This is a genomic window from Halioglobus sp. D3-4 (assembly GCF_055809315.1).
The window spans coordinates 3,329,788-3,354,308 of record NZ_CM147907.1 but is presented as its reverse complement, the minus strand read 5'-3'; the positions used below and the strand labels follow the sequence as shown (position 1 = coordinate 3,354,308).

Below are 24,521 nucleotides of genomic sequence, written 5' to 3'. Positions count from 1 at the left end.
CTATTGCGCCAGTTCTTCCAACTCCTGCTGTTGTTCCAACCACAACTCTTCCAGCGCTTCCTCGCGGTTTTTTAGTTCCCCTTCGCGTTTCAGCAGGTCTGCGAGTGCCTGTTTGTTCTGCTCGGTGTACAGATCGGTGTCACTCAACTGATCGCGCAGTGTTTGCAGTGCAACGCCAACTTCAGCCATCTCCGCCTCGGTTTTCTTGACCTGTTTTTGCAGTGGCCGCAGCTTGTCACGCTGTGAGGCAGCCTGTTGGCGTCTCTCTTTGCGGGAGGTGTCTGCAGCCGGGCTATCGCGTTTTTCTGTGGGCCTGTAGCTGGAGAGGATCCAGCGCTCGTAGCCCTCCAGGTCTTCGCGGTACTCTTCAACGCGACCATCGTGCACCAGCAGTAACTCCTCCGCTGTGTTGCGCAGCATATGACGGTCGTGGCTCACCAGTACCAGTGCGCCATCATAGGCCTGCAGGGCAACTTCCATCGCGTGGCGCATCTCCAGATCCAGATGGTTGGTGGGTTCATCCAGTACCAGCAGGTTAGGTTTCTGCCACACCACCATCGCCAGTGCGAGCCGGGCTTTTTCTCCGCCGGAAAACGGCGCGATCTCGGCAGTCGCCGCATCGCCACGGAAATTGAACCCGCCCAGGAAATTCAGGATATCCTGCTCCCTCGCCTGGGGGCTGAGTCTCTGCAGGTGCAGAGCAGGGCTGGCCTGTAAATCCAGCGCCTCCAGTTGTTGCTGGTCAAAATAGCCGATGCTCAGGTGCTCAGCAGTGTCGCGCCTGCCCCCGAGCAGCGGCAGCTCACCAATAAGGCTCTTTAGCAGCGTCGATTTGCCGGCACCGTTGCGCCCCAGCAGACCGTAGCGACTACCGGGACGCAGCTGCAGGTTGACCCCGCTGAGCACTGCGGTGTTGCCATAGCCGAGCGTCGCCTCGTCGAGCCGCAGCAGCGGGTCGCTGCTGCGGGAGGGCGCTGGAAAACTGAAATCGAACGGCGAGTCAGCGTGGGCCGGAGCCAGGGTCTGCATCCGTTCCAGTTCTTTCAGGCGGCTTTGGGCCTGTTTCGCTTTGGTGGCCTTGTAGCGAAAGCGGCGCACGAAATCGTCGATTTCAGCAATACGTCGCTGTTGCTTTTCGTAGCTGGCCTGCTGGTTGGCCAGGCGCTCGGCTCGCATGCGTTCGAAGTCGGAGTAATTGCCCTTGTAGGTGAACAGTTGTTGCTGCTCGATATGTAGTACGCGCTCGCAGGTGGCATCGATAAAATCCCTGTCGTGGGAGATCATCAACAGGGTGCCGGGGTACTGTTGCAGCCATTGCTGTAACCACAGTGTGGCGTCGAGATCCAGGTGGTTGGTCGGTTCGTCCAGCAGCAGAATATCCGATGGTGTCATCAGCGCACGGGCCAGATTGAGCCGTATACGCCAGCCGCCGGAAAAATCACTGACCGGGCGAGCCGCAGCATCCTCGGCAAATCCCAGCCCCTGTAGCAACCGCTGCGCCCGGCGCTCGGCGCTGTACCCATCAATTTCTTCCAGCTGGCTGTGAATGCGGGCCGCCTCGTCGAACTGACCCGCTGTCTCCAGCGCCGCGACCTTGTCGCGCAAATCCGCCAGGACCTGATCGCCGCGCCACACGAATTCGGCGGCAGGCAGGCCGGTGGTATGTACCTCCTGTGCCATATGCGAAAGCCGCAGTGTGCTCATGCCTTCAATGTCGCCAGCGTCAGCACCCAGCTCACCTACTAGCAGCGCAAAGAGGCTGGATTTACCACAGCCGTTAGCGCCGATAAGCGCAAGGCGCTGGCCGGGCTGGATGGTGACGTTGGCATCGTGCAGCAACAGCTTGATGCCACGCCGCAGGGTTATATCGCGCAGTATAATCATGAGGCCGCGAATTCTACCCCCCGGACAGGTCGCGGGCCAATGCTAAATCGCTCAGGCTCCGGGACTGTGGCAATTAAAAATTGAGCCACCAAAGCGTAGTCAAAGACGCTGGTCGGAGCTGTCTTGGGTGATGTAAGGTAAAGTGATAGCAGTCGTCGTAGCGGTTACATCATCATGGACAACCCGTTGTGGGAGTATTCACTGGCCTCGTACCGCGAGACAGGGGTCGCAGAAACCTGTCTCGCGTTGCAGGACACCTTCGGCGTCGATGTGAACCTGTTGCTGTACGCAGCCTGGCTGGCGGATCGCCATCAGTGCCTCAGTGTCGACCACCTGCTCGCACTGGACGAGCGGGTCCTTGAATGGCGGGAAACTGTCGTCAAGCCGCTACGTGCGCTGCGCATGGAGCTGCGCGACTACCCGCAGGCGACGGGAGTGCGCGACGAGCTGCAGGCGCTGGAGTTGCGCGCTGAGCGGGAGCAGCAGGATATGATGTATACATTTTATGAGAACGCTGCCGAACCGGCCCGGGAGGCGAATCCCCTGCGTAACAACCTGACCGAAGTGGTGCTGATAGCCCGCCCGAAAACCAGTGATTGGGAGGGCGCGATCTGTCATCTGGCCGCTCTGCTGTCGCCCTGAAGCAGGGGTAGCGTCGAGGGTGGGCGGGTAGTAAGATAGTTGTCCACTGCGATGGCTGATGCTCCCGCTCCATTGGGCGAAGGCTTTTTTGTGATGCGTCAGGTACGAGGTATATGGATAACGCCCCGCGCATAATCATGCAGTGACAGGAGAGTTCACACTTCTCACGATTTCTTTGACGACTATGGAATAAAATATGAAGACGTATTTACTGCCGCTTGCTCTGGTAAGCGCTGTCGCCCTGCAAGCATGTGATCAAAAACCCGCTACCGCGCCTGCCGAGAAGCCGACCGCTGATGCAGCCGCCTCTGCCGCGGCCGCGCCCGCTGCGACGGAGCTCAAGACGACCGAGCAGCGCCTGAGCTACGGTATAGCCTACGGTCTGGGCCAGCGTATGCAGGCCGATGGTGTGCCATTGGATGCCACTGCGTTTGGTCAGGGCCTTGCCGATGCGCTTGACGGCAAGGAATCGCGTATGACCCAGGAAGAGATTGCCGCAGAGATGCAGGCTTATCAGGATAAAGCCAATGCTGAGAATGAAGCGGCCCAGGCAGCACTCGCCGCGGCAAATGCAGAGGCCTCAGCAGCATACCTGGCAGCCAACGCGGCTGAAGAGGGAGTGGTGACGACTGAATCTGGCCTGCAGTACAAAGTCATTACCGAGGGAACAGGCCCCATGCCGGGTCCCGACGATACAGTGGAGGTGCACTATCGCGGCACACTGACTGATGGCACCGAGTTCGATTCTTCCTACAGCCGTGGCGAGACCGTCACATTCGGTGTTGGCCAGGTGATTCCCGGCTGGACTGAGGCACTGCAGTTAATGCCAGTGGGTTCCAAGTGGGAGCTGGCGATTCCGTCTGATCTGGCCTATGGCGCCGGTGGTGCTGGTCAAGTCATCGGACCCAATGCAGCGCTGGTGTTCGAAGTGGAGCTGATTGGTATCCCCAGTGACGACGAGCCCGCGGCGGCAGAGCCTGAAGCAGCAGAATCTGACGCTGAATAAGGCTTAGGCCGACTTTGGCACCTGCCCTACCATGCGCCGGTGCCTATTATGGAGGCCAGCGATGAGCTGGTCTTCCAGCACAAAGCGCGATTCCAGCACCTCTCCCAGGGCTGATAGATCGCGCTTTAATTTTTCCCCATGTCCCCGTGAATTCCCGTACTTTTCTTCGTAGGCCAGAATCACCTCGGTAGTGTCTCCGATCGATGGGATCAGTTTTTCGGCCAGCGCACCGCTGCCATCGCCAAAGCTCTCGGCTTCATTGATCAGCTCGTGAAACACTTCAAAGTGCCCAACTGAGACATAGTCCACCAGTAGTTCGCAGAGTGCCTGCTGACGTTTCGCCATCGCGTCTTCATCGCGGTGGTAATCCAGTGTCACAATAATTCCCGTATAGGCTCCCAACAGCGCGCGCCGTTCCTTTAACCACCGCGTGAGCAATTCCTCTACTGCTTCGAAATGCTGTTTTGGGTCACTGTCATTGGAGAGCATTGCCTAATCCCTGCCGGTAAATTGACGGCCTTTACTATATGACTGCGTGCATTGGCGGGCAAGAGGAATCCTGCCAGCACTGGCTATCACACATTGTCGGGGGTGCGCTGGCATATCATGAGCGCAGTGTGGGTTCAGTTCACCGCGCGGGTTTGGTCTGCAGGATAGTCGCGCACGGCTTGCCACAGGCAGACCAGGATCGCGCCGCAGAACACTATCAATGTCTGTTCGGGGATGCTGAGGCCGAGGAAACTCCAGGAAACGTCAGCACAATTGCCGTCACCGGCCAGTACGATGTTCAGTGTGTCCTCGAATGGCAGGTTTTCCAGCATGTAGTCGAGGCTCGGGCCACAGGCGGGCACAAGGTCTTCAGGCAGGTGCTGCAGCCAGACGTGCCGCGCCGCCACAGCGGCGCCTCCCCAGGCGGCAATACCGCATAGGCTCGCATAGATGCGACTGGCCAGGCCCTGAGAATTATGCACCACGGCAATCAGTGCAATGACACCCCAGGTGACGACAAAAAAGCGCTGTGTCATACACAGCGGGCAGGCTTCCAGACCGAGATAAGCCTGTAGATACACACGGGCAAACAACATTGAGACAATGGCCAGCAGGACCAGGCCGGCAAATACCAGACGTGGGGTAAGTGATTGCAGCATGCGGTTTTCAGTCCTCACAAGTAAAGCGACAGAGTGCCGCAGGTACACTAGGGATTTTTTACCCGAAGCGCAACGGTGGGCGCCGCGGGAGTTTCACAGTTGTTCGATGGCATCCCTGCAGAAAAATTCCAACTGCGGGTAAAAATTAATGAATGTCTGTTCCAGCGCGGGCCTGGCCGGTGCCAGTTCGCGATCCAGATGCAGGAAAGGATTGTGCCGGGTAAAGCGCTGGCCAATTCGCGCAGCGGCGGCGGGAACGGTGTCCCACTGCTGGTAGAGGTTGAGTATGTCGTGCTCTACCATCCTCGTCACCATTGCGCGTGCACCATCACTTAAGCCGCTCTCATGTGCTCGCAGGATCTGGATGACCTGGTGGTTGAAATCGGCCAGTGGGATCTCGCTAAAGCGCGACCAGTGGATGCTGAGGTAGTGATCGAAGCTCAGATCAATCAGGATGCCGGCATAGCGCCGCAGGTTTTGCGGAAGTTTCCGGCGCAGTTGCAATATCAGCGGGTGCGCATCGGTATAGGCGTCGATGGCGCGGTGCAGCTTTACGCCGCGCTCGACCCTTTCGGGCAACTGACCGCGCAGCACACCCTTGCAGTAGTCCCCCTCCAGCCCTCCGGCGACCAGTCCCTCATCCGGCCAGGCGAGGTGAAAGTGGGCCAGAAAATTCATAATTTGGGGCCTATAGCGCCTGGTATTGCGCGAAAAAATTCTGCAGGTATTGCTCGAAGCTAATATCGTCTGATTGTTCTATCGCTCTCTGCGCCTGTAGCGAGTGTTCCGTTTCACTGTCAAATGCGTTTTGTGTTTCCGGTGGCAGTGGGCGCTCTTTGAAATACCGCGCCCATTGCTCGCTGTACGCCATGGCCAACCGGAAAAAGGGCAGATCGCGTTCACGCATCTCGCGCAGTATGCGGGCGGACGGCGTCAACTCTGCATCCTCAACCTTGGCCAGTTGGTGTCGCAGGCTGGTTGCGTAGTCGCTGCCCTTATGCGTTTCATCCAGTAAATCGGCGATGGGTTGCATGGCCTGTAGCATCTGCTGTGCCCAATCCGTCATCCGTACCTCTGCCCCATTTTTGTGCAGCATCAAGCCGGGCTGTCTCCCGGTGTTGACGACCGCCTCCAGGTTGGCAGCCTGCATCTTCTGCTCTTCATCATCACAGGCAGGGCTGTCCTGCAGCAGACAGTACAGCAGGAAGGTATCCATAAATCGCATCTGCGCGGCATCCAGGCCCACCGGTGAAAACGGGCTGATATCGACACAGCGTACTTCGATATATTCGATACCCGCCCTGACCAGCGCACCCATTGGGGTCTCCCCCGAGCGAGCGACACGCTTTGGTCGAATCGGGCTGTAAAATTCGTTCTCAATCTGCAGCAGGCTGTCGTTCAACTGCTGATAGTCGTCGTTCTGGCCTGCCGGAATGTTGCTGTAGGCCGGGTGGGGCTGCTTGATTGCACAGGAGAGTGTGGCGACATAATTGTCCAGTGAGTTGTAGCACACATTCAGCTTTTTCTGTGCATCGCTGTTGTAACCCAGCCCCCCCATTCTCAGGGCGGTGCCATGCGGCATGTAAAGGCTCTTGCCGTCTTCATCGAACGCCTGCAAACCGTGGTTGTCGCGGCCTTTCAGAAAACTGGAGCACACCGCTGGCGAAGCACCGTATAAATAGATCAGCAGCCACGAATATCGGCGGAAGTTGCGAATCAACCCGAGATAGCGCTCGCTGATGTAATCTGTCCGGGTGCCGGGGCTGCCTGCGTCCTGCCAGGCCTTGTCCCAGTAGGCTTCCGGCATGGAGAAATTGTAGTGAATACCGGCGATTGCCTGCATCAGGCGGCCATAGCGGTGCCCCAGTCCGTAGCGATAAACCGTTTTCATACGGGCTACATTGGAGCTGCCATACTGCGCAACCGGAATGCCAGCATCGCCCGAGACGATACAGGGCATGCTGGCGGACCACAGGATTTCATCGTCGAGTTTCTGGTAAACGTAGCTGTGGATGTCCTCAAGTTGATGCAGGCTCTGCTCAATGCTGGCACTGACCGGGGTAATAAATTCCAGCAGCGCTTCGGAGTAATCTGTGGTGATGGAGGAATGGGTGAGGGCAGACCCAAGTCCCGCTGGATGTGGCGTTTGAGCGAGCTTGCCCTGTGGCGTAATTCGCAGACTTTCTTTTTCTATGCCGCGTTGTATGGCGGTGAGTAAACCGCGGGCGTCAGGCTGCGTTAGTGCCTGCAACTGTGTTTGCAAATGGGAAGCCAACGGAATCTCCTTTAACTGAACAGGCGTACCGGAACCCGCGAGGCTGTTGCTGAACAGACTTCCCCACAGCGGCTCTCCTGAAGTGGCAGCAAGTGTAGCTGCCAATGTCAGTCGAGTACAGATGCACCGTCCGCTGTGAGGTGTGGAGGGCTCAGATCATGCGGTCGAGATACTTGTCCAGCAACTGGCAGGCGAAACTGTTCTGCACTTCGCTGTCGCGACCGGTGGCGAGGAAAACGCGCGACAGAATCAGCCCGTATCGCATGCCGGCGAAGATAAGGTAGTAATCGTAGTCGCTTGCCGAGAGGCCAGACACCTGTTCCCAGCGCGCCACCGTGTCCTCATAGGAGGGCAAACCCTCCAGTCGAGGCATGCCCAAACCCTCGGAGAAGGTGGCGTCCATGAAATTGAACCACGCCAGATCCTGCACAGGGTTCCCCAGCACGGCCATCTCCCAATCCAGCACGGCGGCGACGCCATCCAGTGCCGAGTTGAAGATCACATTGCCCAGCCGAGAGTCGCCCCAGCATAGAGCCGTGTGCTCGTCCTCAGGCTGGTTGGCTTGCAGCCAGTCCAGAGCGCGCTGGGCGATGGGGTGACCCGCGCCCTCCATCGACCAATCGAGATAGTGCTGCCAATAGTCCAGTTGCTGTTGCAGCGGCGTTTTCTCCGCTTGGTGGAGCTTGGCGAACCCCAGCGCCTTGTAATCGAGCCGGTGATAGCGCGCCATAGTATCCACTGCCGCATACCACAGTGATTGCCGCTCTTGTGTGCTGGTCTCGTGCATCATCCAGCCGTCCATATTGTAGGGAGGCATATCGGAGGGGATGCGTCCATCTGTGCGCTTCATCAGATAAAACTGTACGCCAAGCAGGTCGGTATCCGTTTCCAGGCCATGCAGTTGTGGGACAGGTATGTCGCTATTGCGACCGATACTGTCCATCACCTCGTACTGCAGGCTGAGGTCGTAATCGGGGAACACGGGGCGATCGATGACAGGTTGTAGCCGCGCTACCAGAGCTTCGCTTTTGGCCCGGCCATCCTCCTGCCATTGGATATCGAACAGCAGCGTTACATTGGACATCCCTGTGGCCTCCGGAATCGAGAGATCGGGGATGCTGACGTCGTGTCCCCGCTTTGCCGAAATCCAGGATTCCAGTTTTTGTCGTGTGCCTTCGATATCGTCGACCAATGGGGTCGGGCGGGCGTTGTCCACTGCATATCTCCTTGAGAGCTCTATTTATGATGGTGCATAGAATACGTGCGTCCCGACGCGATGGCTAGCAGTAGCAATGCCGCAGCTCCCGAGAAGAACCCCAGGCGGGTCGGCAATTCGATCTCATGCGCACTTGTCCGTCGGCGGCAAAGTGCTACAGTATGGCGCAATTACAAATTTGGAGCGTACAGTGCGTATTACCGAATGGCTGAAAATTCTGTCCACCGAGCAGGGATCGGACTTGTATCTGAGTACGGGGGCACCGCCGTGTGCCAAATTTCAAGGCGAACTCAAACCTATCGCCAGTGACATTCTACAGCCTGGTGAGATCAAGGAGATCGCCTATGAGGTGATGGATCCCACACAGCGCGCGGCCTTTGAGACCGATCTGGAGATGAATCTGGCAACCTCTATATCGGGCTATGGCCGTTTCCGCATTAATATTTTTATGCAGCGCAACGAGGTGGGTATCGTCGCGCGCAACATTGTTGCCGATATACCACGCTGGCAGGACCTGCGGCTGCCGCCGTTGCTGACGGAAGTGGTGATGAAAAAGCGCGGGCTGTTGCTGTTTGTGGGGGCCACCGGTTCGGGTAAATCAACCTCGCTGGCAGCGCTCATTGACTATCGCAATGCCAACAGCAGTGGCCACATCGTCACCATTGAGGATCCGGTGGAGTATGTTCACAGCCACAAGAAATCCATCGTCAACCAGCGCGAAGTGGGCGTGGACACGCGCAGCTGGCACAATGCGTTGAAAAATACCCTGCGTCAGGCACCGGACGTTATTTTGATCGGTGAGATTCGCGACCGTGAAACCATGGAGCACGCAATTTCGTTCGCCGAGACGGGCCACCTGTGCATATCAACACTGCACGCTAACAACGCCAACCAGGCACTGGATCGAATTATTAACTTCTTCCCCGAGGAGCGACGGCCGCAGTTGTTGATGGACCTGTCCATGAATATGCAGTGTATCGTATCCCAGCGACTCATCCCGACAGTTGACAACAAACGCTGCGCGGCCATTGAAATCCTGTTGGGCACGCCAATGGTTGCCGACCTGATTCTCAAGGGGGAGATCGATGGTATTAAGGAAGTCATGCAGAAATCTGAAAATATCGGCATGAAGACGTTCGATTCCGCGCTGTTTGAACTGTTCCAGGAGGGCCTGATCACTGAAGATGAGGCGCTACGCAATGCCGATTCGGCGAATAACGTAAGGCTGAAAATCAAGTTCGCCAACGACGGTGGCGACGGTGCCGATGATTCTTCAGGGCTCAGCCTCGCGGCCATGGACGACGACGAACACATTCCCGACTGACAGTCGACCTTGCCGTTAGCCCTGGCTGCTCAGGTGCTGCTGTCAGGTTCAGGCGATGCCTTCTTTTTGCAGAGTGGGCAGTACCGCTTCGTTAAACAGCTTGAGACTCTGCCAGGCAACTTTGGGATCAATACCCCCGCACAGTGGATGTAACATGATGGGTTGTGCGCTGGCCATCTTGCGTGCGGCCTCGATCAGTTCCTGCGGACGATAGACTCTATAGGCTCCGCTGGCCCGCAGTTCACTGCAATCGTCAAAGTGCCTGTACGGTGAGAAAACCTGAGCTTTTTCAGCCCACTGTGCGTACGTGTTCGTCTCGTGCTGTACATGGCGCGCTATTTTTTTCCAGTAGGCGTCCGGGTCCTCCGCCACGAAGGTGACTGTGGAGGGCGCTGCGGGCATTGGCCCTGGGTCGGGTTTCCCCGCATTCTTTAGTGCCTCGCGGTAGTACTCGAATATCTCTGGCCCGGAGGGCACAAAATAGTCTGCCTCCCTTGCAGCGCGCCGCGCTGCCGGCTTGCTGCTGCCCCCCATAAGAATCATCGGTCGCGGTTGGCTGAAGGGTGTTGGGGTGACGGTGATGGTGCGACCTTCAAACTCGAAGGGCTGGCCACTCCAGGCCTGTTTCAGGAATGGGGCAATACTGTCCATGTAGTGTTTGCGCACGCTGAGTTCTTTTCCCACTGCGGAAAACTCCTCCTCCCGGTAGCCGCCACTGAGAATGGGGATCACGCGACCACGACTGATATTGTCCAGTACGCTGAGATCTTCTGCCAGCCGCACCGGGTCATGCAGGGGGGCGATCAGGGCCGAGATAAAAATTCGCATACTGCGCGTACGGGTGGCTACTGCGGATGCCAGTACAAGTGGTGAGGGGCAGTATCCGTCATCGGAGCCGTGGTGCTCGGAAAGGTGGACGCTGCCGATGCCCTGCTCATCTCCCCAGGCACACATCTCAATTGCCGCCTCGTACAGATCGGCCTGTGAGACTGTGGAGAAATCAGGCAGGCGCATATCGAAACGCAGCATGACATCAGCCATAAAAAAGCTCCTGTCTGTAGGGCATATGCTGGCGGTGAAGCGCCAGCGCTAGTTTTCCATTATTGAGATCATCGCTACCCAGGTATCGATGTCGGAGTCCCCGGCGTTCAGAATTTGGAAGCCTGCTCTCCACGGGTATTCTTCGTCATTATTGGGTATACACCAGCGCACCTCTCCTGCAAGATAAAGTGTACGCGGCGCATTGGGCAAGTCTACGCCGATCTGTAAGATAGCGCCTATGGTCAGCTCCTCGGCCAGAACGACCTGCAAACCAGAACGCGATACATTCAGCGTGGTGCAGGTGATCATTTTGCCGGATTCTCGCTGTCCGACGCGGGCAGAAATTAGCTCGACAAACGTCGTGCTTCTTACCGGGAGCCGGAGGTATTTTCGTCGTTCCTCAGTCATAGTAATACTCCACGGCTACTCTTGATCCATATTTTTTTGAACCTCGGTGACTGCATCCCTGAAGTTCGAGCGTGTCTCAAGAATATCAACCAGTCCATTGTCGATAAGGTTGAGTAGTTCCAGTCGGCTTACCTGCCGCATTTTGACGCCCTGGCGATTCACAAAAATATAGTTCTCGTTCTCCAGGTCATAGACGGCCAGGCGCGCCATCAGTGGCGTTTCACCATCGTGAAAGCCCAGCCATGCACCCATCGGAAGATTGACCTCACGCATATCCCGCGTTTTATCTCCAGGGTTATCGCTTGCGCGATCCACGTCAGCGTCGGGCGCTGTTTCACGCGGCGGCTCCCGCTCCGCCGCGTCGCCTTGGGCCTCGGAGAGCAGCGCTTCCATGGAGGCGTCATCATCGCCGCTTAACTCCCCGCTGGTCTCCTGCAATGCGGTACTGTCGCCGAAACTATCGGTCGGGTTTTCCAGCTCTGGTGGATAGTCCGGCGGCTGCACGATGATCTCTTCTACCTCGACATCGTCTCTTGCTTCGAACTCTGCGCGCTTGCCAATGTATCCGCCGCGCGCTTTTATCTCCTCGGCCTGATCAATCAAAAAGCCCTCGCCTCTTGCTGGCTTTGGCGGCAATGGCAGTGTTTTGCTGGAAGGCTGGTCAGCCTCGGGTCCCGGGTCCTGTGTCATGTCACTCACTGGAATCTGGTCGGGTAGGTCCGGCGCTGCACCTACTGGGTCCATGTCTGGCACGATCAACTGTGCCGACATGGCGGCGAGGTCGAGATCCTCCTCCGGCTCCTGCTCTGAGTCCAGATCGAGTTCGAGGTCGAAATCGGAGGTCAGGTCCAACTCGGAATCCAATCCCAATTCGGATTCCAAGCCCACCCCGGATTCCATTTCCAAGCCCGGAACGGCCTCCAGCGTAATTTCCTGCTCCCACTCGGGTTGCATCGGCAGGTGGTCTGTATCCGTCCTTGTGCCAGACGCCGGTGTTGCGGCCGGTATCGGGTCTGCCGCTGTTTCTGATAGAGGCTGCGGTGTCGAATCGATTTGCTGTTGAGGTTCCGGCTCAGCCTGTGCCAGCGCGCTGACGAGGGCACCGAGAATTTCAACGGAATCAATGCCGACGGCATGGGCCAGGCATAGGCTGAAACTCGCGCCACTGTTGAGTGTCTTCACCTTACCCGCAGAGATCAGCTGATCGAATTCGCTGAAGCTTAGCTGCAGTACCTTGATTCCCGCCATATTGGTAAACAGCAGCTGTCGTGACTGTTCGACTTTGAGTACCAGTTGCACACGTACCACGCCGTCCTTGCCATTTTCCACGCTGAACCACTGTCCTTCGCGCCAGTGTCCACCGGTGCTCGTTGGCTCATCATCACCGCGGCCGTGATTCCCCTCTACTGCGATGGGCGTGATATGCAGCAGCTCCAGCGGTTGTCTGCGCAGGATTCGCAGGTGGGCGAATTCAACCATCCCCATGGCTTCATTCACGGCTTCAGTATCGTGGTGTAGGCTCAATAACCAGCGGCGCATTTCCTTGGGGAGTCTGGTGACCAGCTCAAACATTTGCTGGCGGCGTGATTCGTCTACTTCATCCACATTCTGGAACGAATCCAGTAGCGTGCCCGTTGTGGCAGACATTTTTTGCCACTGTTCGGAGTCCGTGCCGTGTTTGAGCAGAAGCAGCTGGGCGCTGGTATACCAGGGACCCTTTAAAAACTCTCCGATTTCTGCCGGAGCGGGGTATTTCTGGAGTTCGGCGTTGATCATTCGCGCAGCCTCCTGTTTGGCGGCAGCGGTTTTGATCTTGCCGGCTTCGGCTTCTACCACGCGCTGAATCATTCGTGCTGCGCGCGCCTGATCGCGTTCCGCGGCGGCTGAAAACTCGTTTTGTATTCTGGCTAGATCCGTAGACTGGTCATCAAACCATACACGCGAATCCTCGACGGCCTTTTGAACCTGCTGCTCCAGAATCGCTCCCACCCTGTCGAGGCGCGCCTGCCAGCCGATAGCGCGGGCCTGAATGCTGTCCAGTAACTGGTGGAGGGGGTGGGCGCCGGGCTGCAGGAAACTGGGATCTGTAACGGCCAGCGCCGCCGATAAGGGTTTGAGTCGGCGCACTTGAGCGGCGACGCGCCCTTCCAGCGGTGCTTGCCTCTCCCAGATTTCCAGCGCCTTGCCGAGCCAGCGTAAAATGGCTATCTGCTCTCGTGAGGGGGTTGCCGGGTCACCGATGGCCTCGGTCTGCCCCGTGAGTGCCACCCAGGGAGACAGGCTGAAGTTGTCGATGTTCTTGAGGTATCCCAGTAACTCCTCCTGCTGCATGGGGTGAGCATGACTGCCAACACCTACCGGCTCGGCAAACCGGTCCAACACCAACTCGCGCAGTGAACAGGGGAATGGAACATGTTCAGGGCCGAGTTTCAGGAGCCTATTTTTCCTATAATCAGTGCAATGAGAAAACCCCACAGCGCCACGAGAACCACCAGGCGCCACTTGGTTGGTCGCGGCTGTTCTCTGAATGTCGTGGTGCGCTTGGCGAGGTTGCGAGACCCGCAAGCCGGACATTCTCCTAGCTGACCACTTTTAATTCCGCGGTAGCTGCAATCTTTGCAGAGGTAGGCCATGGGGAGTTATCGGCTGCTCTTTAGAAGTTGGTCGACAATGCGTTCGAGTTGCTTAAGGTTATTGCATTCAGCACTAAAATGACAGGCGCTTTGGTAGCGCAGCATTTCGGAATCGCCACTGCCCCAGGCCCTGCGCGATTCCGGGTTGAGCCAGATCACCTGTCTTGCACGCTGGTAAATACTCTGCATAACCTCAAGTTTTGCATCTCCATTATTATTGCGGGCATCGCCGAGGATGATAACGGTAGTATTGCTGTTGATATCATCCAGGGCGAGATTCGCGAAGTCCATCAGGCTGCTGCCATAGTCAGTCGCACCCCCGTATTTCCAATTGACCAGTTCAATAGCCTTCTCGACAGGATAATCGGCAAAATACTCGCTAACTTCGCCTAAATGGCTGGAAAAGGCGAAACTTCGGACTTTCGGGAGAATGTCCTGAAGGCTGTACAGAAACAGCAGTAAAAACTTGGCATAGGCGGCGACAGAGCCGCTGACATCACAGACGGCCAGTATTTGCGGCTTTTCCTTCCTCACCTGCCGCCAGTACGTGTTGAACATGATGCCATCGTGCGGGATGCCTTTGCGCAGGGTTTTCGCCATGTCGAGACGGCCGCGTTTGAGTAGTCTGCGTCTGCGTGAATGCCGACTCGCCAGTTTTTTCGCCATTTTGCGAATCAACTCGTGCACCTTGTGCAGATACAGGTGTTCAATATTATTGAGTCGGGTTTTACTCAGAATCTCGTCCATGAACTGCTGGTTTTTGCCCTCTGCGTGCAGCAGGTACTCGCGCTCTACATAATCGCGCACCTGTTCTCTCAGCGTATCCCGGTAGCGCTGCAGCACGGGCAGTGCGGGACTCTCCTGTTGCTCCAACTCGATTACAGCGTTGCGAATCTGTTCCTCGCCCATCGCATCGAGAATACGGCGCGTATATTGCCCCTTCTGTGTAAACATCTGGATATCTTGCAAGCCGACCCGTTCGGCAGCCTGGTTCATGGCCATGGTCAGCTCGGTGCGGTCATTGCTCACGAGGCTCTGCATCAAGGGGGCTTGCAACAGGGATTGCAGCGCTTCGCTGTTTTCAGCGGCCAGTTGCAGTGCCGCGGACTGGGCGTCGGCGAACTCGGTTGCCTGCTCCGTCGCCTCCTGCTGCGCTGAATCGTCCGCCTCTTGCTCGGGCGCGGAAGTATCGAATGTCGAGAAGTCGGCGAGATCCTGCTGAAAGTAACGGTCGAAGCAGTGCAGAAAAATAACTTCTTCTTCCGGTGTCTTGGCCAGCGTCATCGCCAGCCCATCGCGCAACAGGTTGCGGTCTGCGTAGCCGAGGCTCTTGGTAACATCTACTGCATCGAGCGTTTCCGCCGGAGAGATACGCACCTCGTGTGTGCGCAGAACCTGAATAAAGTCGACCAGATTGGACTGCATCGCGCGCCGTTCTCAGGCAGTGCCGGTGTTGGTGAGATTGCTGTTCACCAGCGTGCGCAGTTCGGTATCTGTGACTTCGATATCCTCCTCGTATTTGAGCAATACATTGAGTGTGCTGCGCACCAATTCCTCATCGAGGTGCTCAGCATGTAACAGCAGCAGGCTGCGCGCCCAGTCGATAGTCTCCGAGATCGCCGGTGCTTTTTTCAGATCCAGTTCGCGCAGTGAGTGCACAAACCCGACCAGTTGATGGCGGAGGTTCTCGTCTATTCCGGGTACGCGACTGAGCACGATGCGCTCCTCCAGTTCCACCGTCGGGAACGGGATGTACAGGTGCAGGCAGCGCCGCTTCAGGGCATCGGAAATGTCGCGGGTGTTGTTGCTGGTCAGAAACACCATCGGCGCGCTGCGTGCTTTTACCGTGCCGATTTCGGGGATCGATATCTGGTAGTCCGAGAGAATTTCCAGTAACAGCGATTCGAATTCGTAGTCGGATTTGTCGACCTCGTCGATCAGCAGTATTGCACCCTTTTCCTGCTGCATGGCTTTGAGCAGTGGCCGCGGCTCCAAAAACTCCTCGGAGTAAAAGATATCGCCAAACTGGTGCAACTTCGCCACGGAATCGGCGAGGCTCTGCGCTCCCTGTAGCAGATCTCCCAGTTTCTCTTTCAGCACCTGTGTATACAGCAGCTGTTTGCCGTACTTCCACTCATACAACGCCTTGGCCTCGTCCAGTCCCTCATAGCACTGCAGGCGAATCAGTGGCGTTTCCAGCAGTTCCGACAAGGTTTTGGCCAGCTCGGTCTTGCCCACGCCGGGCGGGCCTTCTACCAGCACCGGTTTGCGTAGCTGGAACGCCAGAAATACGGCGGTGGCAATCTTACGGCTACAGATATAGCCGTGAGACTCGAACCCCTGTTCGATTTTTTCGACGGAGTCGAGCTGTGGAAAGTCTTGAGTGTGCACAGGCGTACCTCGAATATTGAGGCCCTATTGTACGCGATCAGGGGGGCAGGGAAAGCTAGCCACCGGTAGTGTTCATAAACCGCACAATATCCGGAGTTTCTTCAAGATCGAAGTGATGGCGCTCCGGTTTAATTGCCATCGCATTGACGATACTGTGCTTCAGCTTGTCCAGCGTGTAATCGGGCGCGCGCAGCACGGCGCGTAGATCCACCGAGTGTTCATTCCCGAGGCACAACAGCAGTCGCCCCTCGGCAGTGACCCTGACACGGTTGCACAGGTGGCAGAAATTATGGCTGTGCGGCGAAATAAAGCCGATGCGTGACGGCCCATCGCCGGTGTGAAAATAACGCGCGGGGCCATCCGGGCCGGTTGGATCACCGAGCGGCTCAAGCGGGTGTTCGCGCGCGACGATCTCGCGCAGTTCCTCGCTGCTGCAAAAGGTCAGCGCGCGATTGTGCTCGTCGATGAGTCCCAGCGGCATCTCTTCGATGAAGGCGATATCAAGCTCACGCTGCAGTGCAAAGTTGACCAGATCGATTACCTCATCGGCATTGCGGCCCTTGAGGATGACCGCATTCAGTCGAATACGCTCAAAGCCTGCAGCCTTCGCAGCATCGATGCCCGCTATGACCTGATCGAGATTGCCGTGGCGGGTCAGGTGCCGGAAGCGGCGCGGTTGCAGGCTGTCGAGGCTGATATTGATGCGTTTGACGCCCAATTCGCGCAGTGACCCGGCCAGCCGTTGTAATTGTGAGCCGTTGCTGGTGATGGCCAGTTGATCGAGGCCGGGGAGCTGTCCCAACGGTTCAATTAATGACAGTATATTGTTGCGAATCAGTGGCTCGCCACCGGTGAGGCGTATCTTGCCGACGCCCAGTTCGACGAAGGCACGGGCGATTTCATAGAGCTCTTCCAGGCTGAGAATGTGTGGCTTGGGAGCAAACGTCATGTCCTCGGCCATGCAATACACACAGCGAAAATCACAGCGATCTGTCACCGACAGGCGTACATAGTCCACGCGCCGTTGAAAGCGGTCTATCAATACATTGGGCAGTTCGTTTGTCATCGCCTGCAGTGTAGCGTTTCGACGCTGGCTACTCCATAGCGGGGTTTACTCTATCGCCGCTGTAAGACACGATGTAACGGGACACTGGATAGGGGCAAGAGATTTGTCTGATATGGGTAAATGGGCGCTGTGGCTGGGCCCGCTGTTGGGTGCAGGAACCGCCGCAGCAAGCCTGGCATTTGGTCATGGCCCAGATTTAGCGACAGTGGGATTTGTCGCGGTGGTGTGTGTCTTCTGGTGGGTATTCGAACCCGTGCCCATTCCCGTTACATCGCTGTTGCCGCTGGCCATCTTGCCCCTGATGGGGGTGCTCACGCCGCGCGAGGTCGGGCAGGCCTACGGATCACCCCTGATACTGCTGCTGCTGGGGGGGTTCCTGTTGTCCAAGGCGATGGAGCACTCCGGAGCGCACCGCCGAATCGCACTTGCAATGGTACGGCTGTTCGGAGCGGACAGTACGCGACGCCTGGTGATGGGCTTTATGGCGGCGGCGGCACTGCTGAGCATGTGGATATCCAACTCAGCCACGACACTGATGCTGCTGCCGGTGGCTCTGGCGGTGCTGGACGGTGTTGATGACAAGGAGAAGCTGGCGCCGCCATTGCTGCTGGGCGTTGCCTACGCAGCCAACATCGGTGGCCTCGGGACGCCTATCGGTACACCGCCCAACCTTATTTTCATGCAGGTGTACGAGCAGACCACCGGCACGGCCATCAGTTTCACGCAGTGGATGGGTTGGGCGCTTCCCGTAGTGGTGATTCTGGTGCCGGCGATGGCGCTGGTACTGACGCGTAATCTCGGTGGCAGTCTGCGCTTGCAGTTGCCCACGCTGGGACCCTGGCAAGCTCAGGAACGCAGGGTGCTGGTGGTCTTCAGTCTCACTGCGCTGGCCTGGATCACCCGCAGCGAACCCTTCGGTGGTTGGAGTAACTGGTTTGGTGTGCCGCAGGCCAATGATGCATCGGTGGCACTGCTGGCCGTGGTCGTGCTGTTTCTGGTACCCAATGGCAAGGGCGAGCGCCTGTTGACCTGGGAGCGCGCCAGTACCATTCCCTGGGGTGTGCTGCTGCTTTTTTCGGGCGGGATTTGTCTCGCCTCGGGATTTGTACAGTCGGGTTTGAGCGATTTGATGGGGCAGTGGCTGGTAGAACTGATCAGCATGCATCCCTATGCGTTGATGTTGATGATCTGCCTCGCGGTGACGTTTATGACGGAAGCGACGTCCAATACCGCCACCACGGCGCTGTTGATGCCGGTGCTGGCAGCGGCGGCACTGGCGGCTGGCATTGCGCCAGAAATGATTATGGTGCCGGCAGCGATGAGCGCCAGCTGCGCATTTATGTTGCCCGTTGCCACAGGCCCCAATACGGTGGTATTTAGCAGCGGTTTGATCAGCACCGCCCGCATGGCGCGGGAGGGCTTTGTGATCAACCTGTTGGGTGTCGCCGTCATCAGCACGGTCTGTTACTTGCTGGTTATCTGACGAACCAGGTGGTTCGCTTTGCTGTTACAGCAGTGCCAGTATCGATTCCGCTGAGCTGACATCGACGCCGGGCCCCTCTTCCACATTCAGGTGGGTCACAGTGCCGTCGTCGACGATCATGGCAAATCGTTGGCTACGCGTGCCGAGGCCGAATCCGCTGCCGTCCATTTCCAGGCCCAGTGCTGCGGTAAACTCGCCGTTACCATCTGCCAGCATCAGCAATTCCTCGGCGTTCTGGGCTTCGCCCCAGGCACCCATTACGAAGGCGTCGTTTACGGCCATGCAGACGATGGTATCCACGCCTTTTGCCTTGATTTTGTCAGCGTTCACTACAAAGCCGGGCAGGTGAGTGATACTGCAGCCGGGAGTAAAAGCGCCGGGTACCGCAAACAGAACGACCTTCTTACCGTTGAAAATCTCATCAGTGGTGATACCAACGGGCCCTTTTTCACCCATGGTATGCAGTGAGCAGGAAGGAATTTTATCGCCGGTTTTGATGGTCATGTTACGCTCCTTATAAGTTAGGCAAAGCCAAGTGAAGTGGGATAATAGCAGATGAACGGTGAAACGCACTGCCCGTTGTGCGCCGCTAGCGCGATAAGCGCATACTTCCGTGATCGCCGTCCCTATCTGCAGTGTGCCACCTGCCATTTGGTGTTCGTGCCATCCGACCACTATCTGCCGCGTGAGCGGGAGAGGGCCGAGTATGCGCTGCACGAGAACGATGTTGCCGACCCCGGTTACCGACTATTCCTGTCGCGTTTGATGCAGCCGCTGGTGACGCGGCTTGAGCCGGGCGCAAGCGGCTTGGATTTCGGCTGCGGGCCTGGACCGGCACTGGCTCATATGTTGCGAGAATCCGGGTTTGAGGTCGCGCTTTACGACAGCTTCTTCGCTCCGGACGACTCGGTGATGTCAGCGAATTACGCATTTATCTGTGCCACCGAAGTGGTCGAACACCTGCATCACCCCGGGCGCGAACTGCAGAGATTGTGGTCAATGCTGGAAGGTGGAGGCTGGTTGGGCATCATGACCAAGCTGGTGCGCGACCGGGAGGCTTTTTCCCGCTGGCACTACAAGAACGACCCCACTCATGTGTGTTTTTTCAGCGTGGCGACCTGGCAGTGGTGGGCCCGACAACACAATGCCCATCTGGAGATTATCGGCGCCGATGTCATTCTGCTGCAGTGTGGCCCGCGGCATCGGCCTCAGTGATCATATTGACGTAGATGGATTCACAGTCGTGATAGAAGTCGAGCTGGTCGTCGCCGAGATAGGGGGCGACCATGGTCAGTAACTGCAACACACCCTGGTGAATGGTGATGTGTGGCAGACGGTTATCGTGCAGCAGTGCCTCGTAACTGAACCAGAATGTCAGGTTCAGCGTCATATTGTCGGCCAGGCCGAGCAACTGCTGGTCCCTGGCATCAATCACGTCCTGCTGCAGTAGCGCCAGGCAGATCGAATACATTGCGGCGCGTTTTAACTGCATGAGGCGTTTGAAGCCGCGTTTTATATCCGGATAGCGCTGCAGAATGTTTTCCAGATTGTGGTACAGGAAGCGGTACTGATACATCTCTTCCAGCACGACATACAGGAAGTACCAGTTGTCCTCTGTGCTGCCGCGATCGGTGCTGAGAGGCCGTTCGATGGGGGCAGTCAAAGTATGGTGCATGGCCTGTTCATACTGCTGGAACAGTTCGGTGATGATCGAATCCTTGCCCTTGAAATGGTAGTAGAGGTTGCCCGGGCTGATATCCATCTCATTGGCAATATCAATGGTTGTTGTAGAGGCTTCGCCCTCCTCATTGAATAGCGCCAGGCTCGTATGCAGGATGCGGTCCCTGGTTTTCATGCGTGCTGCAAACTTAGGCTCTGGGCTTTTTTACTGCCGGCTTTTTCGCGGTTGCAGCTTTTTTACGGGCCACTTTTTTGCGGGTACGCGGCGGCGCAGACGCCTTTTTGTTGCTCACCCTGGCGCGAGCTGTGGTTGTGCCAACGCCCTGTTCCGCCAGTGCCTTGCTGAGTCTGTCGACCTTGCGGGTGAGCTGGTCGACCTTCTTGTTCAGCGCTGCAAGGTCTTCGATACGCGCCGGGCGCTGGTTGTGGAAATTTTCCCTGACCCGGCTGATGCGCTCTTCCACAGAGCTGCGGGCAGACGCCGTGGTTTCTCTGGCATCTTCCTCCAGTGCGGTACCCGCTTTCACTAGTTCGCGGAACAGTTTGGGTGGCTCCATCGCCTTTTCCAGCCTGCCCTGCGCTTCTTCCACAGCCTTGCCATAGGCACCCACACCGGCCAGCCAAATGTTCTTGGCAATTTCACCTGCCTTGTCGGTGACTTTGTTTTTTTCATCACTCATAGGGGCCGCCTTCCCATTGCTGGGGATTGCTACAGGGGTGGTTTAGTAGGGATGCCTATTAAAGCAGATTACCAGACAAAAAAAAGGGGCTACAAAGTAGCCCCGAAAAAGCTCCCTGGCAGGCAGGGAAAATGGTCCTGGATGGACTAAATTCAGGCAGCAGTCTTGAAGCGAACAGAATCCTTCAGTTCTTCAAAGCGTGCTTTGGCTTTTTTCAGCTGAGCGTCGAGCTTTTTGCGGTCTGTCAGTGATTCCAGCTCCAATTTGGGCAGATCGATGTCCTTGATGGCACCTTTGGCTTCTTTCTCGAGCTTCTCGCCGCGCTTGACCAGTTCCTTGTACACCTTGTCAGCTTTCTTGCGACGGGCTTCCATTTGCTTTTGCAGTTCGCTGAACTGCTCTTGCGCCTGGTCGTAGGCCTTGCCGTAGAAGCCGAGGCCAGCCAAAAATACATTGCGGCCGGTTTCCTGTGCGGTAGTGGCGAAATCCGGTGTCGCTTTCTTGGCCGGCGCACGCTTGGCAGCAGGCTTGCGTTTGGCAGCAGCAGGCTTGCGTTTGGCGGCAGGCTTGCGCTTGGCAGCAGTCTTGGGTGCAGTGGTGGTTTTCTTGGTTTCTTCGGCCATGGGAGTCTCCTAGCGAGTCGCAGTAGTTAGTGGGCTACCCCACCAGTTCGATGCCAGAGTACGGAAATAAATTAGAATAAACATACTAGAAAAAAGTGACATATTGCTCTGCTTCGACGTCACTTTGCCCTGAATGACACAGAGGAGAAATCACGAACAATAAAAAAGGCCCACTCAGAAGTGGGCCTTTGGTCGGTCGCGGATGTCTGCGTCAGGCGGACTTGGGCCCGGCTGCAACGATGGCGTCAGCGGCATTGAAGCTCACGATGTTCTCCTCAAACAGGCTGGCCAGTTTGCGCGCCTGTTCGTTGTAAGCCTCTTCTGTTCCCCAGCCGGTGCGCGGATCGACATACTGCGCATCGACGCCGGGGATCTCGGTGGGAAAATCCAGATTGAGTATGTCCAGGTGAGCCGTCGGGGCGTTGAGCAACGCGCCGCTCTGGCAGGCGCTGACCACGGCCCGTGTGACAGGAATAGGGAATCGTGAACCGGTGCCGCCGGGAGCGCCGGAGCCGCCGATCCAGCCGGTATTGACCAGATAAACGCGGCTGCCGAAATCCTCGATGCGCTTCATCAGCAGCTCGGCGTAATCACTGGCCGGTCGCGGCATGAAGGGTGCACCGAAACAGGTGGAAAATGTCGGGTGAATGCCGGCTTCCGCACCCAGTTCGGTCGATCCCACGCGAGCTGTGTAGCCGCTGAGAAAGTGGAAGGCCGCGGCCTCCTTGGACAGGATGGAGACAGGAGGCAGTACCCCGGACACGTCGCAGGTCAGGAAGATGACGCATTTGGGCTCGCCGCCGCAGTTGGATTCGGTGCGTTTTTCGACGTGTTCCAGAGGGTAGCAGCAGCGGCCGTTCTCGGTGAGGCTGGTATCGCTGTAGTCGGCATGTCGCTCGTCGTTCAGCACCACGTTTTCGATGATCGCACCGAAGCGGATGGCGTCCCAGATAACGGGTTCATTCTTGCGGCTCAGGTCAATGGTTTTTGCGTAGCAGCCGCCTTCCAGATTGAACACGGAACCCTTGGCCCAGCCGTGTTCGTCGTCACCTATCAGATAGCGATCGGGGTCGGCAGACAGGGTGGTCTTGCCCGTGCCGGACAGGCCGAAGAACAAGGTGGTATCGCCTTCCTCACCGACGTTGGCGCTGCAGTGCATGGGCATGACGTCTTTTTCTGGCAGCAGGAAGTTCTGTACCGAGAACATGGACTTCTTCATTTCGCCGGCGTAGCGCATACCGGCCAGCAGCACTTTGCGCTGGGCGAAGTTAATGATAACCACGCCGTCGGAGTTGGTGCCGTCACGCTCTGGAACACACTCAAAACCGGGTACATTGAGAATGTTCCACTCGGGCTTGCGGCCGGCGTTGTAGGTGTCAGGGCGGATGAACATATTGCGGCCGAACAGGGCCTGCCAGGCGGTCTCTGTGGTGACTTTTACCGGTAGATAGTGGTCGCTGTGCGCGCCGACATGGAGGTGGGTGGTGAATTTGTCGCGCACTGCCAGGTAGGACTCGACATGTTCCCAGAGCGCATCAAATTTGTCGCTGTCGAATGGGCGGTTGACGCTGCCCCAATCAATACTGTCCTCGGTGCTGGGCTCCTTGACGATGAAGCGATCAGCCGGGGAGCGCCCGGTGCGGTGGCCGGTTGTGATCAGCAGGGCGCCTGTGTCGGACAGCATACCTTCGCCGCGTTTCAATGATTCTTCGATCAGTTTGGATGTCGCCAGATCGGTGTATTCCTTGGCGGTGTGAATGTCTTGGGTCATGGTCCGTCCTGTCGTTATAAAGCGTCGGCCAGCGGGGCCTCAGCGCCGGTATTTGGGGCTACAAGGGGGCGTAATTATGTCAGAAGCAGGGCATTTTGCGAATTATATTGGGCATAAATGCACCGAATTCCGGCGAAGATGTGATCAGTGTAAGGTTTTAGTCTCATCAGTTGGCAGCAAATCCGCCAGATCGCTGCGTTCAAACAGGTATGCCTGGTTACAAAATTCGCACTCCATGGTGATGTTGCCCAGGTCCTCCAGCAACTCCAGAATTTCGGCTGGATCCAGCGTGGACAGTGCGTTGCGGGTGCGTTCGCGGGAGCAGGAGCAGTGGAACTGCAGAGCGCGAGCCTCGAACAGGCGCAGCGGATCCTCGTGGTAGAGGCGGTAGAGCAGTTCCTCGCCCGGAAGCGCGAGCATTTCGGCCTCCTGCAGCGTGGCGGCCAGCGCACAGACATGTTCCCAATGCTGTTGCCGCTCGTCGTTGTCAGTGGTGATCTGTGGCGGTAATTGCTGCAACAACAGCCCGCTGGCCCGCCTGCCGTCGGCGGCCAGCCAGATGCGGGTGCTCAATTGTTCTGACTGCGCAAAGTAGTTGTCCAGGCTGCGGGCCAGAGAGCCGTACTGCAGCGGGACGATGCCCTGATAGCGCTGCCCATTGGTCGGGTCGATGGTAATGGCCAATTGCCCGTCGTGCAGCAGCAGGTCAAAATTGTCCGAGGTGGCCTGCTCGGCACCGCGCGCGATACCCCGTACCTGCAGGGTGTCACTGCACTCCGCCATCAGCAGTGGTATCTGGCCGTCAGAGCGCGCCTGCAACACCAGCTTGCCCTCGAACTTCAGGTTGCTGCTCAACAGCACTGCTGCGGCCAGAAACTCGCCCAGCAGGCGGGCAACGCTGTCGGCGTACTGGTGAATCGCCAGAATCTCCCGGTAGGCACAATCCAGGTGCGCGATTTCACCGCGGGTGTCGGCGAGCTCAAAAAGGAATCGCTGCGATCGATCACCTGTGTCGGGCCCGTTTGCTTCTGCAGAGTCGCTCATGGAGGTATCACTGTGGCAAAAAAACTACGCGCGCATGGCTGCGCACGACGAGTGAAAAGTATACATGCAGACACAGGGTCAGGGTTCAGTATTTGAGCCTACCGGCCAAAAAAACTCACGCAGCGGCGCTATTGCAGGGATTCCAAGCTAGAGTATGCGCCCGGCACTAATAACAGCGCGCCACTTCCAGCGCTTTCAGGAGAAAA

23 protein-coding genes are annotated in these 24,521 nt (G+C 57.3%); 5 read left to right on the top strand and 18 right to left on the bottom strand.

The window, feature by feature from the left end; translation table 11 throughout:
* Window positions 1-1,884, bottom strand: coding sequence for an ABC-F family ATP-binding cassette domain-containing protein (locus AC0L6S_RS14525; RefSeq protein WP_473424764.1), 1,884 nt, complete (start codon window positions 1,882-1,884; stop codon window positions 1-3).
* A gap of 174 nt (window positions 1,885-2,058) precedes the next feature.
* On the opposite strand from AC0L6S_RS14525, the gene AC0L6S_RS14520 reads away from it, so the two are divergent.
* Both AC0L6S_RS14520 and AC0L6S_RS14515 read left to right on the top strand, forming a co-directional pair.
* Complete coding sequence (locus AC0L6S_RS14520) at window positions 2,059-2,526, top strand: TIGR02444 family protein (protein ID WP_473424763.1); 468 nt, start codon at window positions 2,059-2,061, stop codon at window positions 2,524-2,526.
* Between the two features lie 196 nt (window positions 2,527-2,722).
* The gene (locus AC0L6S_RS14515) at window positions 2,723-3,532 is read left to right on the top strand and encodes an FKBP-type peptidyl-prolyl cis-trans isomerase (protein ID WP_473424762.1); all 810 of its coding nucleotides are present in this window, start codon (window positions 2,723-2,725) and stop codon (window positions 3,530-3,532) included.
* 3 nt (window positions 3,533-3,535) lie between these two features.
* On the opposite strand, the gene AC0L6S_RS14510 is transcribed toward AC0L6S_RS14515, so the two are convergent.
* The 5 genes from AC0L6S_RS14510 to AC0L6S_RS14490 form a co-directional block, all read right to left on the bottom strand.
* Window positions 3,536-4,021: a sigma D regulator gene (locus tag AC0L6S_RS14510; RefSeq protein ID WP_473424761.1), complete on the bottom strand. Its 486-nt coding sequence runs from the start codon at window positions 4,019-4,021 to the stop codon at window positions 3,536-3,538.
* A gap of 134 nt (window positions 4,022-4,155) precedes the next feature.
* Window positions 4,156-4,680 carry a disulfide bond formation protein B gene (locus tag AC0L6S_RS14505; protein ID WP_473424760.1) on the bottom strand — a complete coding sequence of 175 codons (525 nt, stop codon included), beginning with the start codon at window positions 4,678-4,680 and terminating at the stop codon, window positions 4,156-4,158.
* A gap of 93 nt (window positions 4,681-4,773) precedes the next feature.
* Window positions 4,774-5,358 (bottom strand): acyl carrier protein phosphodiesterase, encoded by a 585-nt coding sequence (locus AC0L6S_RS14500; RefSeq protein ID WP_473424758.1) that lies wholly within the window; start codon window positions 5,356-5,358, stop codon window positions 4,774-4,776.
* A gap of 10 nt (window positions 5,359-5,368) precedes the next feature.
* Window positions 5,369-6,955 (bottom strand): glutamate--cysteine ligase, encoded by a 1,587-nt coding sequence (gene gshA, locus AC0L6S_RS14495; RefSeq protein ID WP_473424756.1) that lies wholly within the window; start codon window positions 6,953-6,955, stop codon window positions 5,369-5,371.
* A 151-nt stretch (window positions 6,956-7,106) separates the two neighbouring features.
* Window positions 7,107-8,171 (bottom strand): phosphotransferase family protein, encoded by a 1,065-nt coding sequence (locus tag AC0L6S_RS14490; RefSeq protein WP_473424755.1) that lies wholly within the window; start codon window positions 8,169-8,171, stop codon window positions 7,107-7,109.
* A gap of 190 nt (window positions 8,172-8,361) precedes the next feature.
* Here AC0L6S_RS14490 and AC0L6S_RS14485 point away from each other — a divergent pair, with 190 nt between their 5' ends.
* A complete protein-coding gene (locus tag AC0L6S_RS14485) occupies window positions 8,362-9,495 on the top strand; it encodes a PilT/PilU family type 4a pilus ATPase (RefSeq protein ID WP_473424754.1) in 1,134 nt (377 codons plus the stop codon).
* A 48-nt stretch (window positions 9,496-9,543) separates the two neighbouring features.
* Here the strand turns inward: AC0L6S_RS14485 and AC0L6S_RS14480 are convergent, their stop codons facing one another.
* The 6 genes from AC0L6S_RS14480 to moaA all read right to left on the bottom strand — a co-directional run bounded on the left by AC0L6S_RS14480 (window position 9,544) and on the right by moaA (window position 17,034).
* On the bottom strand, window positions 9,544-10,536 hold the full coding sequence (locus tag AC0L6S_RS14480; RefSeq protein ID WP_473424753.1) for an LLM class flavin-dependent oxidoreductase: 993 nt from the start codon (window positions 10,534-10,536) through the stop codon (window positions 9,544-9,546).
* A gap of 48 nt (window positions 10,537-10,584) precedes the next feature.
* On the bottom strand, window positions 10,585-10,944 hold the full coding sequence (locus AC0L6S_RS14475) for a PilZ domain-containing protein (protein ID WP_473424750.1): 360 nt from the start codon (window positions 10,942-10,944) through the stop codon (window positions 10,585-10,587).
* Between the two features lie 15 nt (window positions 10,945-10,959).
* The gene (locus tag AC0L6S_RS14470; RefSeq protein WP_473424749.1) at window positions 10,960-13,323 is read right to left on the bottom strand and encodes a DUF1631 family protein; all 2,364 of its coding nucleotides are present in this window, start codon (window positions 13,321-13,323) and stop codon (window positions 10,960-10,962) included.
* A gap of 260 nt (window positions 13,324-13,583) precedes the next feature.
* Window positions 13,584-15,002, bottom strand: a complete 1,419-nt coding sequence (locus AC0L6S_RS14465) for a VWA domain-containing protein (protein ID WP_473424747.1) — start codon at window positions 15,000-15,002, stop codon at window positions 13,584-13,586.
* A 12-nt stretch (window positions 15,003-15,014) separates the two neighbouring features.
* Window positions 15,015-15,968 carry an AAA family ATPase gene (locus AC0L6S_RS14460; RefSeq protein WP_473424746.1) on the bottom strand — a complete coding sequence of 318 codons (954 nt, stop codon included), beginning with the start codon at window positions 15,966-15,968 and terminating at the stop codon, window positions 15,015-15,017.
* Window positions 15,969-16,023: 55 nt separating this feature from the next.
* Window positions 16,024-17,034, bottom strand: coding sequence for a GTP 3',8-cyclase MoaA (gene moaA / locus AC0L6S_RS14455; RefSeq protein WP_473424744.1), 1,011 nt, complete (start codon window positions 17,032-17,034; stop codon window positions 16,024-16,026).
* Between the two features lie 112 nt (window positions 17,035-17,146).
* On the opposite strand from moaA, the gene AC0L6S_RS14450 reads away from it, so the two are divergent.
* Window positions 17,147-18,517, top strand: coding sequence for an SLC13 family permease (locus AC0L6S_RS14450; protein WP_473424743.1), 1,371 nt, complete (start codon window positions 17,147-17,149; stop codon window positions 18,515-18,517).
* 24 nt (window positions 18,518-18,541) lie between these two features.
* Here AC0L6S_RS14450 and AC0L6S_RS14445 read toward each other — a convergent pair whose 3' ends face one another.
* Complete coding sequence (locus AC0L6S_RS14445) at window positions 18,542-19,021, bottom strand: redoxin family protein (protein ID WP_473424742.1); 480 nt, start codon at window positions 19,019-19,021, stop codon at window positions 18,542-18,544.
* Between the two features lie 51 nt (window positions 19,022-19,072).
* Here AC0L6S_RS14445 and AC0L6S_RS14440 point away from each other — a divergent pair, with 51 nt between their 5' ends.
* Window positions 19,073-19,732, top strand: coding sequence for a class I SAM-dependent methyltransferase (locus tag AC0L6S_RS14440; RefSeq protein ID WP_473424741.1), 660 nt, complete (start codon window positions 19,073-19,075; stop codon window positions 19,730-19,732).
* Here AC0L6S_RS14440 and AC0L6S_RS14435 read toward each other — a convergent pair.
* The 5 genes from AC0L6S_RS14435 to hslO form a co-directional block, all read right to left on the bottom strand.
* The gene (locus tag AC0L6S_RS14435; protein ID WP_473424740.1) at window positions 19,692-20,372 is read right to left on the bottom strand and encodes a TetR/AcrR family transcriptional regulator; all 681 of its coding nucleotides are present in this window, start codon (window positions 20,370-20,372) and stop codon (window positions 19,692-19,694) included. The two genes, AC0L6S_RS14440 and AC0L6S_RS14435, sit on opposite strands and share 41 nt — an antisense overlap.
* Before the next feature lie 13 nt (window positions 20,373-20,385).
* Window positions 20,386-20,877, bottom strand: coding sequence for a phasin family protein (locus AC0L6S_RS14430; protein ID WP_473424739.1), 492 nt, complete (start codon window positions 20,875-20,877; stop codon window positions 20,386-20,388).
* Window positions 20,878-21,029: 152 nt separating this feature from the next.
* The gene (locus AC0L6S_RS14425; protein ID WP_473424738.1) at window positions 21,030-21,500 is read right to left on the bottom strand and encodes a hypothetical protein; all 471 of its coding nucleotides are present in this window, start codon (window positions 21,498-21,500) and stop codon (window positions 21,030-21,032) included.
* A gap of 211 nt (window positions 21,501-21,711) precedes the next feature.
* Entirely contained in the window at window positions 21,712-23,271 is a 1,560-nt protein-coding gene (locus AC0L6S_RS14420; RefSeq protein WP_473424737.1) for a phosphoenolpyruvate carboxykinase, read from the bottom strand.
* 144 nt (window positions 23,272-23,415) lie between these two features.
* Entirely contained in the window at window positions 23,416-24,315 is a 900-nt protein-coding gene (gene hslO / locus AC0L6S_RS14415; protein ID WP_473424735.1) for an Hsp33 family molecular chaperone HslO, read from the bottom strand.
* Between the last annotated feature and the right edge of the window lie 206 nt (window positions 24,316-24,521).

Bases quoted from the DNA above. Each gene is read 5' to 3' on its own strand.
- AC0L6S_RS14450 (WP_473424743.1), top strand. From the start codon at position 17,147: ATGGGTAAATGGGCGCTGTGGCTGGGCCCGCTGTTGGGTGCAGGAACC.
- AC0L6S_RS14515 (WP_473424762.1), top strand. From the start codon at position 2,723: ATGAAGACGTATTTACTGCCGCTTGCTCTGGTAAGCGCTGTCGCCCTG.
- AC0L6S_RS14500 (WP_473424758.1), bottom strand. From the start codon at position 5,358: ATGAATTTTCTGGCCCACTTTCACCTCGCCTGGCCGGATGAGGGACTG.
- AC0L6S_RS14420 (WP_473424737.1), bottom strand. From the start codon at position 23,271: ATGACCCAAGACATTCACACCGCCAAGGAATACACCGATCTGGCGACA.
- AC0L6S_RS14505 (WP_473424760.1), bottom strand. From the start codon at position 4,680: ATGCTGCAATCACTTACCCCACGTCTGGTATTTGCCGGCCTGGTCCTG.
- AC0L6S_RS14440 (WP_473424741.1), top strand. From the start codon at position 19,073: ATGAACGGTGAAACGCACTGCCCGTTGTGCGCCGCTAGCGCGATAAGC.
- AC0L6S_RS14480 (WP_473424753.1), bottom strand. From the start codon at position 10,536: ATGGCTGATGTCATGCTGCGTTTCGATATGCGCCTGCCTGATTTCTCC.
- AC0L6S_RS14435 (WP_473424740.1), bottom strand. From the start codon at position 20,372: ATGAAAACCAGGGACCGCATCCTGCATACGAGCCTGGCGCTATTCAAT.
- AC0L6S_RS14425 (WP_473424738.1), bottom strand. From the start codon at position 21,500: ATGGCCGAAGAAACCAAGAAAACCACCACTGCACCCAAGACTGCTGCC.
- AC0L6S_RS14475 (WP_473424750.1), bottom strand. From the start codon at position 10,944: ATGACTGAGGAACGACGAAAATACCTCCGGCTCCCGGTAAGAAGCACG.
- AC0L6S_RS14525 (WP_473424764.1), bottom strand. From the start codon at position 1,884: ATGATTATACTGCGCGATATAACCCTGCGGCGTGGCATCAAGCTGTTG.
- AC0L6S_RS14520 (WP_473424763.1), top strand. From the start codon at position 2,059: ATGGACAACCCGTTGTGGGAGTATTCACTGGCCTCGTACCGCGAGACA.
- AC0L6S_RS14445 (WP_473424742.1), bottom strand. From the start codon at position 19,021: ATGACCATCAAAACCGGCGATAAAATTCCTTCCTGCTCACTGCATACC.
- moaA (WP_473424744.1), bottom strand. From the start codon at position 17,034: ATGACAAACGAACTGCCCAATGTATTGATAGACCGCTTTCAACGGCGC.
- AC0L6S_RS14430 (WP_473424739.1), bottom strand. From the start codon at position 20,877: ATGAGTGATGAAAAAAACAAAGTCACCGACAAGGCAGGTGAAATTGCC.
- AC0L6S_RS14465 (WP_473424747.1), bottom strand. From the start codon at position 15,002: ATGCAGTCCAATCTGGTCGACTTTATTCAGGTTCTGCGCACACACGAG.
- hslO (WP_473424735.1), bottom strand. From the start codon at position 24,315: ATGAGCGACTCTGCAGAAGCAAACGGGCCCGACACAGGTGATCGATCG.
- AC0L6S_RS14510 (WP_473424761.1), bottom strand. From the start codon at position 4,021: ATGCTCTCCAATGACAGTGACCCAAAACAGCATTTCGAAGCAGTAGAG.